General features: G+C 40.4%; 16 protein-coding genes and 1 pseudogene. 11 read left to right on the forward strand and 6 right to left on the reverse strand.

Features of this window, described 5'->3' with window-relative positions; all coding sequences use genetic code 11:
- Window positions 1-181: 181 nt before the first annotated feature.
- The gene (locus tag ABFG93_RS15090; RefSeq protein WP_347548847.1) at window positions 182-733 is read left to right on the forward strand and encodes a DJ-1/PfpI family protein; all 552 of its coding nucleotides are present in this window, start codon (window positions 182-184) and stop codon (window positions 731-733) included.
- A gap of 38 nt (window positions 734-771) precedes the next feature.
- Here ABFG93_RS15090 and ABFG93_RS15095 read toward each other — a convergent pair whose 3' ends face one another.
- Together ABFG93_RS15095 and ABFG93_RS15100 are read right to left on the reverse strand one after the other, a co-directional pair.
- Window positions 772-1,308, reverse strand: a complete 537-nt coding sequence (locus tag ABFG93_RS15095) for a DUF6944 family repetitive protein (protein ID WP_347548848.1) — start codon at window positions 1,306-1,308, stop codon at window positions 772-774.
- A gap of 89 nt (window positions 1,309-1,397) precedes the next feature.
- Window positions 1,398-2,597, reverse strand: a complete 1,200-nt coding sequence (locus ABFG93_RS15100; protein ID WP_347548849.1) for an MFS transporter — start codon at window positions 2,595-2,597, stop codon at window positions 1,398-1,400.
- Between the two features lie 162 nt (window positions 2,598-2,759).
- On the opposite strand from ABFG93_RS15100, the gene ABFG93_RS15105 reads away from it, so the two are divergent.
- Window positions 2,760-2,918 (forward strand): DUF1540 domain-containing protein, encoded by a 159-nt coding sequence (locus tag ABFG93_RS15105; protein WP_347548850.1) that lies wholly within the window; start codon window positions 2,760-2,762, stop codon window positions 2,916-2,918.
- A gap of 141 nt (window positions 2,919-3,059) precedes the next feature.
- Here ABFG93_RS15105 and ABFG93_RS15110 read toward each other — a convergent pair whose 3' ends face one another.
- Both ABFG93_RS15110 and ABFG93_RS15115 read right to left on the reverse strand, forming a co-directional pair.
- Window positions 3,060-3,497, reverse strand: a complete 438-nt coding sequence (locus ABFG93_RS15110; protein WP_347548851.1) for an SRPBCC family protein — start codon at window positions 3,495-3,497, stop codon at window positions 3,060-3,062.
- Window positions 3,494-4,297, reverse strand: coding sequence for a helix-turn-helix domain-containing protein (locus ABFG93_RS15115; protein ID WP_347548852.1), 804 nt, complete (start codon window positions 4,295-4,297; stop codon window positions 3,494-3,496). The genes ABFG93_RS15110 and ABFG93_RS15115 overlap by 4 nt, the downstream gene beginning before the upstream one ends.
- Window positions 4,298-4,530: 233 nt before the next feature.
- Here ABFG93_RS15115 and ilvD point away from each other — a divergent pair, with 233 nt between their 5' ends.
- Window positions 4,531-6,225, forward strand: coding sequence for a dihydroxy-acid dehydratase (gene ilvD / locus ABFG93_RS15120; RefSeq protein ID WP_347548853.1), 1,695 nt, complete (start codon window positions 4,531-4,533; stop codon window positions 6,223-6,225).
- A 217-nt stretch (window positions 6,226-6,442) separates the two neighbouring features.
- Here the strand turns inward: ilvD and ABFG93_RS15125 are convergent, their stop codons facing one another.
- Window positions 6,443-6,862 carry a VOC family protein gene (locus tag ABFG93_RS15125; protein ID WP_347548854.1) on the reverse strand — a complete coding sequence of 140 codons (420 nt, stop codon included), beginning with the start codon at window positions 6,860-6,862 and terminating at the stop codon, window positions 6,443-6,445.
- 101 nt (window positions 6,863-6,963) lie between these two features.
- Between ABFG93_RS15125 and ABFG93_RS15130 the strand changes: the two are divergent.
- The 3 genes and pseudogenes from ABFG93_RS15130 to ABFG93_RS15140 all read left to right on the forward strand — a co-directional run.
- Window positions 6,964-7,344 (forward strand): annotated as a pseudogene (locus tag ABFG93_RS15130) (catalase); the annotation flags it as partial.
- A 13-nt stretch (window positions 7,345-7,357) separates the two neighbouring features.
- A complete protein-coding gene (locus ABFG93_RS15135; protein ID WP_347548855.1) occupies window positions 7,358-7,639 on the forward strand; it encodes a catalase-related domain-containing protein in 282 nt (93 codons plus the stop codon).
- Window positions 7,640-7,807: 168 nt separating this feature from the next.
- Entirely contained in the window at window positions 7,808-8,221 is a 414-nt protein-coding gene (locus ABFG93_RS15140) for an acyl-CoA thioesterase (RefSeq protein ID WP_347548856.1), read from the forward strand.
- A 21-nt stretch (window positions 8,222-8,242) separates the two neighbouring features.
- On the opposite strand, the gene ABFG93_RS15145 is transcribed toward ABFG93_RS15140, so the two are convergent.
- Entirely contained in the window at window positions 8,243-8,989 is a 747-nt protein-coding gene (locus ABFG93_RS15145; RefSeq protein ID WP_347548857.1) for a SurA N-terminal domain-containing protein, read from the reverse strand.
- A gap of 170 nt (window positions 8,990-9,159) precedes the next feature.
- Here ABFG93_RS15145 and hpaB point away from each other — a divergent pair, with 170 nt between their 5' ends.
- The 5 genes from hpaB to ABFG93_RS15170 all read left to right on the forward strand — a co-directional run bounded on the left by hpaB (window position 9,160) and on the right by ABFG93_RS15170 (window position 14,792).
- Complete coding sequence (hpaB, locus tag ABFG93_RS15150; protein ID WP_347548858.1) at window positions 9,160-10,596, forward strand: 4-hydroxyphenylacetate 3-monooxygenase, oxygenase component; 1,437 nt, start codon at window positions 9,160-9,162, stop codon at window positions 10,594-10,596.
- Between the two features lie 118 nt (window positions 10,597-10,714).
- Complete coding sequence (locus tag ABFG93_RS15155; protein ID WP_347548859.1) at window positions 10,715-12,040, forward strand: short-chain fatty acid transporter; 1,326 nt, start codon at window positions 10,715-10,717, stop codon at window positions 12,038-12,040.
- 353 nt (window positions 12,041-12,393) lie between these two features.
- Window positions 12,394-13,047: a GTP pyrophosphokinase gene (locus ABFG93_RS15160; RefSeq protein WP_347548860.1), complete on the forward strand. Its 654-nt coding sequence runs from the start codon at window positions 12,394-12,396 to the stop codon at window positions 13,045-13,047.
- Window positions 13,048-13,065: 18 nt separating this feature from the next.
- Window positions 13,066-14,058 carry a Gfo/Idh/MocA family protein gene (locus ABFG93_RS15165; protein ID WP_347548861.1) on the forward strand — a complete coding sequence of 331 codons (993 nt, stop codon included), beginning with the start codon at window positions 13,066-13,068 and terminating at the stop codon, window positions 14,056-14,058.
- Between the two features lie 140 nt (window positions 14,059-14,198).
- The gene (locus ABFG93_RS15170; protein WP_347548862.1) at window positions 14,199-14,792 is read left to right on the forward strand and encodes a nitroreductase family protein; all 594 of its coding nucleotides are present in this window, start codon (window positions 14,199-14,201) and stop codon (window positions 14,790-14,792) included.
- Window positions 14,793-14,806 lie beyond the last annotated feature (14 nt).

The raw sequence follows: 14,806 nt of genomic DNA on the forward strand, positions 1-14,806 counted from the left end.
TGAAAGCTCCTGTCTATTCCTCTTTAATGTGAAAGGTCTATTATGGTTCATTGTAGTCGTAAATCGTAAGTAAATTCAACAGTGGTGGACATGCGAGACTTATTTTTTAATTAATCTGTTAGATATCTGAAAAAGCGGGTATTGAAATAATGCAATAAATATTCTAATGGAGGTGCTCCTCTTGAGTAAAAATGTATTGATTTTATCTGGTGACGCTGTTGAGGCACTTGAGATCTATTATCCATACTACCGCTGTTTAGAAGAAGGATTTGAAGTTACGATTGCCTCACCGAAAGTAAAAAAACTTCAAACGGTTTGCCATGATTTTACTGATGAAATGGAAACGTTCGTGGAAAAGCCCGCCTATGGGATTGAGTCTCATACGTCATTTGCTGATGTTGATCCATCTCAGTTCGATGGACTTATTATTCCTGGTGGAAGAGCCCCTGAATACATTCGTATGGATGAGAATGTTCCTGGTATCTTGAAGCATTTCTTTGAGGAAAATAAACCTGTTGGTGCCATCTGCCATGCAGCTCAGGTCTTAAATGTAATTCCTGAGATTATGAAGGATCGGGAATATACAGCATATCCTGCTTGTAAGCCCGATGTAACGGCCTGTGGTGCTACATACATTGATGAGAAGCTTCATACAAGCGGTAACCTTGTGTCAGGACAGGCCTGGCCTGACTTGCCTGGATTTATGAAAGAATTTATAGGGCTATTGAGATAATCTAAAGGAGCCCCCCCGGTGCATTTCGGGGGGCTTTTCTAAGGGTATTTTGTTTGGCCAATGGCAGAAATGACAGAACCAACAGCTTGTATCCAGCTCCCAACTACGTTAAGACTCTGGCCATCTTGATTGAATAGTTCCTTTATACCGGATATGGCCTGGAGTGAGTTACCAATTGTTTGAAGAAGGTTTCCGTAAATACTGTATAGTGCTTCAATGGATCGTTCCCCACCGAGGGCATCTGCGAGGGCGACACTTCCTCCAAGTGCCTGTAACCAGTTTCCATCAATCTCCAGTATTTGCTTCACTTTTTCGTCAAAATCGATGAGAATGCCAGCTACTTCAGTTGAGTTTCCAATCGCCTGGATTTGATTTCCTAATTTATCCAGGGATGGGGGATCAATCGTATCGGAAATAAGGGCATTCCCCGTGCCCTGCATCACATTTCCAATTAAGTTAAGACTATCAAGAAGATCAGAACTAAGCTCTTTAATAGGGGTGCTGCCGATAGCGGCTAACACAGTTCCAATTGCCTGTATCCATGAACCAAATATCGCCTTTTCTTCATTGTCCATAGCGTTACTCCTAAAGTCGTCCTTCACTATTCTATACAAAAGAGACACAGAATGTTAAAATTCTGCATCTCCTTTTAAGGGAAGATACTTTAGCTTACTTTCATCTTGAAATTTTCCGATGATGGACTCTGACGATATTTTATGAAGAATGCTGCCGTAATTGTGATTGAAATCATTCCAAAAACTAAAGACATCAATTGTAGGCCAATGAGATCAAGCATCAATCCTGTTAAGAGAAGCACAACCTGGAAAATGATCCGGTCTAACATATTCCGAAATGAAAAGAATCTCCCATGAAACTCCTTCGGCACACGTGTTTGAAAAATGGTTGCTGCGGTTGGGAAGAAGCAGCCAACTGAAAAGCCGAATAAGGCAAATGCGGTTACCGCTATCACCGGGCTTTCTGCGAAATAAATGAGAAGCTGTGAAAAGCCGATAATCATGGAAAAGAAGAATAAAATGGTATATGGTGAGTGTTTAAGTGAAAGGCGCTTTACAGAAAGCGCACCAAGCATAAAGGCAATACCTTCCGCTGTATAAATCCAGCTTTTAATCAACGAATTGTCTTGCAGCTCGCTAATACTGATAACGAGTAAATTAAATCCGCCTATAAATAAGAGGGGCACCATTGTCAGAATAAGCGTCATCGTTACGATAGGAAGCTGCTTGATGATCGGAAACAAGTTCTTAAATCCACTATCCGTTTTTGAGCGCTTTCTCACTGAATCTTCCTCATCAATCGTAATAAAGAGGGTTAAAATAAATAGAAAAAGATAAGCAGCTAATGATATGAGGTAAAGCATGGATAAGCTCATAATCACAAGGAAAATACCAGCAATAGCTGTTCCGAGCACTCGCGACATTGTTGCTACGTTCATGTGGATCCCATTCATTTGCAGTAATTCTTTTTCTTTTACTACAAGAGGGATTGCTGCCTGTAGGGCTGGAAAATAGAAGGATGCTGCTGTTTGAATCATAATTAGGAAAACAATCATCCAGAGCACCGAGCCCGTCTGAATTGCAATAAGCATAAAGATTACACTAATGGAGCGGGCAAGACCAGAGATCAGCATAACTTTTTTCTTCTTCATCTGGTCAGTTACCCTTCCTGCTAAAGGACCGATCGCAACGCCTGCGAGTAGACCAATCGCTAAGATGACTGCTTTCAAGAAATCCGAAGGAACCTTTACTTGCATAAATTCGAGATTTCCAATAATTCCGAGCCATAATCCAAGACCAGCAACGAACTCACCGATTAATAAAATCCACACATTTTTATTTTGCCACATTACAATACCTCAATTTTCACCTGTTTTCTTACAATCATATCACTAACTTATGTATCAGAAGAGAATCTTTTCGTTTTATGAAGAAAGAAGGAAATTCAGCTAAATAAAACCGGTATGGTGCACTTCTGTTATGTTCAAGCTATATATAAGGAGGTGAGGGGAATGGCGATGGATGTCATGTGTGAGGTTGCTAACTGTGTGTATAACCGCAAAGGAAAAAAATGTGGCGCAGACGAGATATTTGTTGTGAGTCACAAAGGAAATAAAGCGAGCAATAGTGAAGAAACGGATTGCAAAACGTTTGAGCCTGGGACCCTTTAATCCCATCTTTAAGCAGCAGTAAAACCACACCTCAAAAAGTAGGTTAGACGTGGAGATAGGGGCAATTGTCCCTGCTTCCTCTGATGGAAGTTTTACTTTATTCTAATCCTTACAAAAAAGCCGGTCTGTTGGACCGGCTTTTTAGGATTTCTGTTCTAGTATTTGTTTCAAGTTTTCATAATCCTTCGTTACTGACCGCTGCACCATTTTTTGGAGAAGCGGCTTTAAAATGTTAAACAATCCCCCGGGCTCTCCTTCGACGATAGCAGTAACCAGTGATCCATTATCAGTAAGGTCGACTTCTCTCGTAACAGTAATAGGGAAGGTGCTTTTTACACTTTTTATCTGAATTCTATCATAGGGCTTATAGAGAGTTACTACAAACGTTGTTCTAATTTCTTTTCCTAGAAATGTAGCAACTTGATCATAAGTCGAACCTTCTCGAAGATCGCCACGCGAAGTGAATGTTGCATCAATCATACCGCTCTGCCATTTGGGGTTGTTTTCGAAATTAGACAGATACCTAAAGACTTCTTCAGGAGGTCGTTCGATCGAAATGCTAACCCTGACTTGAATCATTTCTGCATCTCAGTATATGTTTTGCCTTTTTCTACATAATTTTTAAGGAATGTTCCGAGCAGTTCCTTCCAGCCTTCATCATGTGCTGAATGCCAATTAGGATCAAGCAACCCAGACGCATGGTGAGAAAGGGAAAGAATGGTTTCACCCTTTTCTTCTCGTAATTGATAGCTATAGGCACTGTTTACAGCACCTGTCATGCCACCATTCAGTCGAATTTCATAGGGAGCATTTATATACGTTATAGTGCCCCAGAGTGCACCGAGGTTATTTTCCCCTTTTTCAAGAAAACGTCCTCCAACCTCTGGTTCAATCGAAAGAGTCGAATTCTCCCCGCATAAACGATAAGCCCACCAGGAATTAATTCCTTCTGTTAGCGATGAAAAGACATCGGAGATTGGAGCTTGAATGCGAAGCTCCTGCTCAATTTGAAATGAATCGTGCTTATAATTCTGTTGGTTTTCCATATCGTGAGTACCCCTTTCAAGGTTAGATTTTAATGATAATAATGATGAAGCAATGCTGGATTGGTATGTACTTACCCAGCGTTCAACAATTTGCTGGAGCGCGATAGCATTTAAGTGATTTAGGCGCATCCTGCCTTCCCGTCTCACAAGAACTAAATTCGCCTCTTCAAGGAGAGATAGATGCTTCATCACCGCATAGCGAGTTACATCTTCAAACTGATCATTTAGATCAGTAGTCGTTCTAGGTCCGCTTTTCAGCAAATCCAGAATTCTTCTCCTAATCGGGTGTGGTAATGCTTTAAAGGTTAGGGTTAAGTCGTCTTCTTTGTTCAATCTCATCACCTCATATACGTGACCATATCGTAACCTTTTAACATGTGATTGTGCATGTAAACAATGCATTTCTCCTGGAAATGAATGGTATATATATGAGTCAAAAAAAATTGTTCTGTAAAATTTCTGATAATTATTTGCGTTAAAGCATGAAAACTAGTATCATCAAAGAATATAAATTTTGAATTGAGATAATTGTCTAATTATACAAGTGATTTGGAAGGGTGATCAGGATGGAAGGCAAGAAAGACTTACGAATCAGAAGTAAAGTCATTAGTGAAGGGGTGAACCGTGTCCCTAACCGCTCGATGCTAAGAGCAGTTGGATTTACGGATGAAGATTTTAAGAAACCAATGATCGGCATAGCGAGTACATGGAGTGAGGTTACCCCTTGTAATGTACATATTGATCGCCTTGCACGCGAGGCGAAAGGTGGAGCTGCAGATAACGGTGGAGCGCCTATGATTTTCAATACAATTACCGTATCAGATGGAATTGCGATGGGGCATGAAGGGATGTTCTATTCCCTCCCAAGTCGCGAAATCATAGCGGATTCTATTGAAACGGTTACGAATGCAGAGCGCCTTGATGGAGTTGTAGCTATTGGTGGTTGTGATAAAACGACACCGGGCTGTTTAATCGCAATTGGCCGAATGAACATTCCTTCTGTTTATGTATACGGAGGAACGATTCAGCCAGGAAAATTGAATGGTAATGATATCGATATTGTTTCCTCCTTTGAAGCTGTAGGTCAATATCAAGCAGGGACCATCAATGACGAAGAGCTTCATAAAGTGGAATGCCATGCCTGTCCGGGTGCTGGCGCATGTGGTGGTATGTATACGGCAAACACGATGGCATCTGCAGTAGAAGCGCTGGGCATGAGTATCCCGGGTTCATCGTCGACCCCAGCTGTTAATGATTATAAAGAAAAAGAATGTCGCCAGGCTGGTGAATTAGTAGTCGAACTTCTTGAAAAAGACATTTATCCGCGCGATATTATGACGAAAGAGGCATTTGAGAATGCGATAACGGTTGTGATGGCTCTTGGTGGTTCAACAAATGCTTTCTTGCATCTAACTGCAATGGCGCATTCCGCGGGTGTTGATTTATCTCTTGATGACTTTGAACGCGTACGCGAACGAGTTCCACATATTGCTGACATGAAGCCGAGTGGTAAATACGTGATGCAGGATCTTTATGCAATCGGCGGCGTACCTGCTGTCATGAAGTTACTTCATGAGCATGGCTTGCTTCATGGTGATTGCTTGACGGTTACAGGTAAGACGCTTGCTGAAAACCTAAAAGAAGCGCCATCTCTAAAGGAAGGCCAGGAAGTGATCCGTTCCTTGAACGATCCAATTAAAGCGAGCGGTCCACTTGTCGTACTTCGTGGGAATCTTGCGCCAGAAGGTTCAGTTGCGAAAATGTCTGGACAAAAGATTAGTCGTTTTGAAGGACCAGCACGTGTTTATGATAGTGAAGCAGAAGCAACGGAAGCAATTGAAGCAAACATTATTAAAGAGGGCGATGTCCTTGTTATCCGTAACGTTGGTCCAAAAGGTGGGCCAGGCATGCCTGAGATGCTCTCCATTACCGCTATGATTGTCGGTAAGGGACTTGGGGGTAAAGTTGCCTTGATGACTGACGGCCGCTTCTCTGGTGGCTCACACGGATTTGTCATCGGTCACGTTTCACCAGAAGCTTTCGTAGGTGGTCCAATTGGATTATTAAAAGAAGGCGACACAATCACGATTGATAGTGAGACGCAGCAGATCAATTTCGATGTTTCTGATGAGGAACTCAAGAGACGCCGTGCAGAATGGGTAAGACCAGAGCTAAGATATAAGACAGGTATTCTTGGCAAGTACGCTCGACTTGTTTCTTCATCAGCGAAAGGTGCTGTAACGGATCTCGATTTAGAATAAAGGTTAAACCAGCTTCCTTTAGGGGAAGCTGGTTTTTTTGGTTTGGATGCTTTTTTCAATAAGGGAATTGAGTGGTGGGGAGAGAAAGAGTAAGAGATAAGTAGAAAAGGAGTAATTAATGAATTGATTGGCTAAAATCGTGATCCCCGCTTCACACGAAACCACACCCCCAAGAATTCAACAAAAAAGCCTGTCACCAACGTGACGACCTTCTAACTTACTTTACCTGTTCTTTTTCGTAGTTTAAGTCCCAGATCACACCGTATGCATCTTTTACTTTCGCGAATGTTGCTCCCCAGAATGTATCCTGAAGCTCCATATACACCGTTCCTTTTTCTTTTAAACGAGAATACAAAGTTTGAATTTCTTCTTCACTATCAAGTTCAAGTGCTAGTGAGATATTGTTCCCTACCGTTACTGTTTGATTCAAGAATACGTCAGAAACCATAAAGTAGAGATCACCTTTCTCGAAGCGTGCATGCATGATGTGATCATCAAGCTCTGGAGGGGTTTCGTAATTCGCATCACCGAATGTTTGAACATTAGTGATTTCACCCTCAAATATATCTTTATAGTAATTCAGTGCTTCTCTTGCTGTACCTTCAAACGTGAAATAAGGAATCGCCTGGTGCTTCATTTCTTCACTCTCCTTAAGGTAAGTAAGATGCTTTCTCATACAGATTATAGTATACAAGTAACTCGAATAACAAACAAGAACATTAGTTCGAAAAAAGAGTTAGGTCAGTCCCAACTCTTTTAGAAGATTACCAGTTACTTGAAAAGATTGCTCATTTTGATAGAGAACGTATTCCTGAGCGCGTTGTACATGCACGAGGAGCAGGTGCTCATGGTGTATTCGTCACGAAAAATAGCATGAAAAAATATACAAAAGCAGCATTTCTACAAGAAGAATGGAAGGAAACAGAAGTTTTCACTCGTTTCTCAACTGTTATTCATGGTAAGCACTCACCGGAAACAGCACGTGACCCTCGTGGATTTTCTGTAAAGTTCTATACAGAAGAAGATAACTATGATTTCGTAGGAAATACCTTGCCAATCTTCTTTATTCGTGATGCCATTAAATTCCCGGACGTGATTCATTTCCTTAAGCCTGATCCAGTAATAAGGTAGCATGAATAATGATAAGCATAAAGGTCATGTGAATTATGAGCCGAATAGTGCTAACGGTGCTCCTGCTGATCAGGCTGGACGTATTTATCGCAGCTGGGATCAGCATACGAAGGATACGCTTGTGAAGAACATTATTAACGATTTTGATAGCATCGAGGATAAGAGCATTGCTGGAAGAGCGATCGCAAACTTCTATCAAGCTGACGAAGAGTTAGGTAATACGCTCGCTAAGATAGCGAACGTTGAATTTAAACAGTTTATTAACAAAGAACAATATCAGTAATAAAATATCAGAAGCTTTCAGGTCTTAACGATCTGGAAGCTTTTTTAGTGCTATTAATTATGCTCTTCTCCATTACAAGAATAACTTACTACAATTAGAAATATTTCTAACATTTGAGAGGGAGCGGGCAGCATTTAATCGAATACTTTCAAGAAGAGGAGTGATGTTATGTTTAAAAAAGTAATTGAGCCGCGTGTTTCAGAAACAGATGGAGCAGGACATATAAATAACACGGTGATCCCGGTCTGGTTTGAATCAGGAAGAGATGATATCTTTCGAATGTTTACGCCGGACTTAGCATTTCAAAATTGGCGCTGTGTTCTCTTGAAAATGGATGTGGAATTTACTTCCCAATTATTTTATGGCACATCTGTTAATGTGCAGACATGGATCAATCGAATTGGAAATAAGAGTTTTGAAGTGTATGAGGAGATTTCTCAAAGTAACACGGTATGTGCAAAGGGGCGTGCTACCTATGTGAACTACGATTTTGTTCTTCAGCAGAGTGAAGTTATTCCAGATGAGATTCGGGAGGAGTTAGAGAAACATTTATACATGAGTAATAAAACCGCCAGTGAATAATTCTCTGACGGTTTTTGTTCATTAAATATTAATTTTTACATCTGCATCTTTTTTAAGTTTTTCAATTAATTCTTGCGTTTTCTTCTGCTTCTGTTCACCTTCTAGACCTTTTTTGATCTGAGGCTTAACATCTTCGTAAGCTGGCATTTCTTTTGATTTACCTTGCTCTTTTGCCTGCTCATAATATTTCTTCATTTCTTCTTCGGTTACTTCATCAACTTTAATTTCTTTATCAATATACGTTGTGTATTGAATGTTTTTTGCAATTTCTTTTTTAAGATCTTCTTCGCTCATGTCGCTTTTTTTAAGCGCTGCTTCGAACTTTTCTTCGCTTTCATAGCCTTCTTTCAAGCTTGCTAGTTCTTTCTTAACTTGTTCGTCAGAAGCTTCGTATCCTTTATCCTTTGCGTCTTGAAGGATCAGTTCCTGGCCAACCATGCTTTCAGCTACCTGCGTTTTTAATTGCTTAAGCTGTTCTTTAGGAACTTCCTGTCCCGTTTGAACGTATTGCATCTGGCTCTGGCTATAAAGGGCATTGAAATCTTCCCCTTTAATTTCTTTGTCGTTTACTGTAGCTACGACTTTATCTGCATCAACTTTATCAACTTCCGGCTGTTTTTGTTCCCCGGATTTTTCCTCTGTCTTTGTATCTTCTTTTGTCTTGTCATTGCTGCTTTCTTCGTTTCCTCCACAGGCAGCCAGTACAACTAGCAATAAACCTGTTATGAGTAAGTAAGTTAATTTATGCAATTCACATGCTCCTTTCAAAAGGCTGTCTCCTATTCTTCCACAAAACACCTGAGTTGAAAACCCCCTTCAATAAGTATGGGAGAAAAACCACATTCTTATTACAATTCAGGTGCAATGAGGACAGAAGCACTACCTTCTACTTTTTCATTGCATATTGTAATAAAAAGTAGTTGGAAAGGGGGGACTGCGTGATTGATGGTAAGGAGTATATAGATCGAATTGATGCTCTCCAAAATGAAGTGTGGATCGATGGCGAAAAATGTGTAGAGAAATTGTCGAGCCTGGCTCCTTTTAAAGGGATTTTGAAAAACAAGGCTTCACTTTATGATTATCAGTGTGACCCAGCTAATCATAAACTTTTTCGCTATTCTTTAACAGATGGCGTGGGGGAATACGGTTTTTCATACCACCAGCCTCAGTCCATTGAGGATTTAACGAATAGACGTAAAGCCACTCAAGAATGGGCGAGAATGAATGCTGGCTTAATGGGACGATCGCCCGATTATATGAATACATTACTAATGGCTTTAGGATCTGCTGCACCCCATTTTTCTCAAGCGCGTAAAGAATTTGGAGATAACATTAGAAGGTTATATGAAAAGGCGCGGGATCAGGATCTATCAATAACACATACGTTTATTAATCCTCAAGTAAATCGATCAAGTGAAAGCTACTTTGAAGATTCTAATGATTCTGCAGCTAGAGTGGTTGAGGAAAAAGAAGAAGGAATTGTTATTCAGGGGGCACGCCTTCTCGCGACCCAGGGGGGATTAACTGACGAGTTGCTTGTGCTTCCTGCTGGTCATTCTGATGATTCGTATGTATTTGGGTTTATGATTCCCTCGAATACATCCGGATTGAAATTTCTTTGTAGAGAATCTTTTAGCTATGGTAATTCTGTATTTGATCATCCGCTAGCATCGCAATTTGAAGAGATAGATTCGATAGTTGTTTTTGATCGGGTGCTAGTGCCATGGGAGTTTGTTTTTATTTATAAAAGCTTGCAGCCTGTAGTAAGCCTTGAAGCTGAAACTGGTATGTATACCTTTTTGCAGTTTCAATCTGTTGCACGGCAGGTTGTGAAGCTAGAGTATATTCTTGGACTCTGCGAGACGCTTTCCGACGCCATTCAAATCCAGGAATATGAACATGTGAAAATGAAGATGAGCGAAATTATTACCACTCTTGAAATAATGAAAGCTCTCTTACTGTCTTCAGAAGTAACGAGCAAGCCAAATCGCTATGGAACGTATGTGCCGAATAGTGGACCACTACGAGCAGCCATTCAATATTTTCCCGGTGTTTATCCGAGATTAATCGAGATCATTCAGTTTCTTGGTGCAAGTGGACTGATCTCCATTCCATCTGAGAAAGATTTCAATTCAGATATAAAGGACGATCTATCGAAGTACCTTCAAGGTGCGAACATTGATGCGAAGGAAAGAGTAAGGTTGTTCCGACTGGCATGGGACCTGGGAATGAGTGCATTTGGTTCACGGCAAACTCAATTCGAGCGTTTCTTCTTCGGTGATCCAGTTCGACTTGCAACGGTTCATTATAATAGTTATTTAACACAGCCGTATGTCAATCTTGTTAAGGATTTTCTTAATAGAAAAGCAGATTAAAGAAGTCGCCTACGTGCGGCTTTATGCTTATTTTTGGAAGCGTTTTCTTTAAGCGGAAGGAAATATAAATAGTTTACCGAAAGGAGTGAAATGGGATCATATAAAAGGAGTTGTAGGAATGTTAAAAGCATCAATTGCCGTATCAAATCGAATCATGCAACGCTACTTGCCAGACCCATTTTTATTCGTTATTTTACTAACGTTTGTTGTTTTTGGATTTGGGTTGGTTTTTACAGGAAGTTCGCCAGTTCAAATGGTGCAGTATTTTGGAGAAGGATTTTGGAGTTTGCTCGCTTTTTCGATGCAAATGGTACTTGTTCTTGTAACTGGTTATGTACTGGCAAGCAGCCCATTATTTAAAAAGGGACTTGGTTCTCTAGCAGCATTTGCGAAAACGCCTGGACAGGCGATCGTATATGTGACAATTGTTTCGCTTATGGCCAGTTGGATCAATTGGGGGTTTGGTCTTGTGATCGGTGCCCTCTATGCAAAAGAGCTTGCGAGAAAAGTAGAAAAGGTAGATTACCGTTTGCTTATTGCGAGTGCATATAGCGGCTTCCTCGTCTGGCATGGAGGGCTAGCGGGATCAATCCCACTAACGATTGCGACGCCAGGACATTTTACTGAAGAAGCGATTGGATTAATTTCAACAAATGAAACGATTTTTTCAGCTTTTAATTTAGTGATCGTTGCCTCATTATTTGTTTTTCTACCAATCGTTAATTATTTTATGTCACCATCGGAGGATGAGCGTGTGCAAGTCGATCCTTCATTATTAGAAGAGAGAAGCCTTCATGCAACAGCCCTTGATGCGGAAATGACGCCGGCTGAACGTTTGGAGAACAGTAAAGTTGTATCAGGTTTAATTGGGTTAGTTGGTCTTTCATATCTCACTTACTATTTTGTAAATAGTGGATTTGAGCTTAACCTAAATATAGTTAATTTTGGTTTTCTGTTTCTTGGCATCCTATTTCATGGTACGCCGAGACGATTTCTTGAATCTGTGACAGATGCAGTAAAAGGCGCTAGCGGTATTATCATTCAGTTCCCATTCTACGCAGGGATCATGGGAATGATGGTCGCATCAGGTCTTGCTGCACAGCTTTCAGAGGGATTTGTATCAATTTCTAATGAGTTTACTTTTCCATTCTTTGCATTTCTTAGTGCTGGTATTGTGAACTTCTTTGTTCCGTCAGGAGGAGGACAGTGGGCTGTTCAGGCGCCGATCATGCTTGATGCAGCGAAAGAGCTTGGGGTTTCGGTGCCAAAAACAGCCATGGCAGTCGCCTGGGGCGATGCATGGACAAACATGATACAACCTTTCTGGGCGCTTCCTGCACTAGCAATCGCGGGATTGAAGGCTAAAGATATCATGGGGTATTGTTTTATCGTTCTTCTCGTAAGTGGAGTGTTCATTTCATTAGGACTTGTTTTCATTTCCTGATGAAATAAAAAAGTGCAGTTTTAATTATTATCAATTTTACGGTTTCTAATTAGACTGTAAGCTGTAAAGGTAATGAAGAAAATACATAAAGCGGCGAAGGTAATCGTATAACCAGTGTTTCGATCTCTGTATTAATCCAAAGCAAACTTTCCCATTCCAATTGCGCTGAACACTAACCTTAGTGAATGAAAGAGCGAGTCTTAACTTTAGCCAGTATTTACCTCCTATTGTATATTATTTTACGCAATTCCTTCAATTGCCAATCATTCAATTTGTTTAGTAGTTCGTCAAAGTTTATTCATAATTCGTTTATAAAAGTATGATACTGTATGTGTTGAAAGGATGATACTGACATGACGAACGATTTTCATGCAAGAATCGAAGAGTGGAAAAATTTCCTGTTTATTTATAAATTTGCATTAGATGAAATCAATACAAAATTAACGATATTAAATGATGAGTTTCAATTTGTTCATCACCATAATCCGATCGAACATGTCAAGTCACGCATTAAATCACCTGAAAGTATTATGGATAAACTGCAGAGAAAAGGTCTTGAAGTCACGACGGAGAATGTGAAGGATCATATCAATGATATTGCTGGAGTTAGGGTCACCTGCTCTTTTACAACAGATATTTATAAAATATATGAGATGATAAAAAGCCAGGATGATATTCGGTTAATTGATGTAAAGGATTATGTTGAGAATCCAAAACCGAACGGCTACAAAAGTCTTCATCTAATCGTTGAAATTCCTGTGTTTCTATCAAAGGGCCCTGAATATATGAGAGTTGAAATTCAGATTCGAACGATCGCAATGGATTTCTGGGCAAGTTTAGAGCACAAAATCTACTATAAATTTGAAGGTGAGATTCCCGAGAAGTTAAGCAATGAACTAAAGGAAGCTGCTGATATCGTCCATTATCTCGATGCGAAAATGATTCGCATTAAGGACGAGGTGAATGAGTTTAAGGAACTTGAGAAGGAGCCTTCAAATTTACTTTAATTGAACTGGGGTGGAGAAATGCGAAAGATTCGCTGGGGCATCATTGGGTGCGGTAATGTAACAGAAAAAAAGAGTGGTCCTGGTTTTCAAAAAGCCGACAACTCAGAATTAGTCGCTGTTATGCGACGAAACGGTGAACTTGCAGAAGACTATGCAAGGAGGCACGGAGTTTCAAAATGGTATACAAGTGCTAAAGACCTGATCGAAGATAATGCAGTTGATGCGATTTATATCGCAACACCTCCTTCGAGCCACAAAGAGTATACGTTGCGTGCTGCAAAAGCGGGAAAGCCAGTTTATGTTGAGAAACCGATGGCTTTGAATAGTATTGAGTGCAGAGAAATGATTGAAGGCTGTAGTAATCACGGTGTGCCGTTATTCGTCGCCTTCTATCGTCGAGCGATGCCGGCTTTTCTTAAAATAAAGGAATTAATTGATAGTGGAGCTATTGGTAACGTGCGGTTTGTCAACACTGTTCATCATAAGCAGGCCTCAGACCAGGAGAAAAATGGCGACTTACCATGGCGTGTTCAACCTGAAATCGCCGGGGGCGGTCACTTTTTTGATCTGGCAAGCCATACCCTTGATTACTTGGATTTCCTGTTAGGTCCAATTGAGCATGTGAACGGGTTTGCTAGTAATCAGGAAGGGCTTTATAAGGCAGAGGACATTGTGTCTGGCTCTTATGTATTTGAGTCAGGTGTTCATGGGACAGGTCAATGGTGCTTTAATTCTTATAAGAATGAAGACTTGAATGAAATAGTTGGAGATAAGGGATCCTTACTATTTTCAACTTTGCAGGAACGACCAATGATTCTTAAAAATGTGGAAGGTGAGCAGGATATTAGCATGACATATCCGGAGCATGTTCAACAGCCATTGATTCAATCAATTGTCAACGAGTTAAACGGGGCAGGGGAATCTCCAAGTACGGGAGAATCAGCGCTTCGTACAAGCCGAGTGATGGATATGCTCGTCGCATCCTATTACCAGATTGAAGGGAGTCTCTAGAAGGCTTCTTTTTTATTTGAAAATGAGAATCATTATCATTAATATAAAGGTAGAGTACGTTCGTCAATTGATAACCATCTATTATGAGAATTTGCGAGGATGATCTCATGGTTTGTTAAGTAGATAGAAGGAGCGAACATATGATTACAAATAAGACAATTGAGGATACGATATTATCAAGAAGAACAATCCGTAAATTCTTACCTGATGATATTCCCTTACACGTCGTGGTGAGCATTTTAGAAGATGCGAAATGGGCACCAAATCATAAGATTAGAGAACCTTGGGAAATCATCCTTTTTAAAGGAGAAGGTCGCGATACTCTTGTAGAAAGAGTGGGAGATAGTCTGTCTCGTATCGGGTTAAAGAACGAATCTTCCAACGACATTATTCTTAAGAAGAGAAAGAAGTTTCAGCAATTCGTAACGGACATTCCTATTCACCTTCTAATTTATATGAAGCCAGGACCAACGCAAAAAGCATGGCATGAGGATTTTGCAGCTACCTGTGCGTTCATGCAAAATGTGCAGCTACTTGCCTGGTCAATGGGGCTTGGAACGGTATGGAAAACGAATGAGTTTATTTTTGATCCTCAATTCAAGGTAGACCTAGGTCTTAATAAAGATGATGTCATCCTGGGAATGCTCCATTTAGGTAAACCAGCGGTTATACCTGAGCCGAAGGAACGGACATCGGTTAAGCATAAACTCACGATTTATAATACACATGAATAAAAAAGCAGCTATTC

Origin of the sequence: Pseudalkalibacillus hwajinpoensis, from assembly GCF_039851965.1 — a bacterium.
In the GTDB taxonomy this organism is placed as follows: Bacteria; Bacillota; Bacilli; order Bacillales; family Guptibacillaceae; genus Guptibacillus; species Guptibacillus hwajinpoensis_E.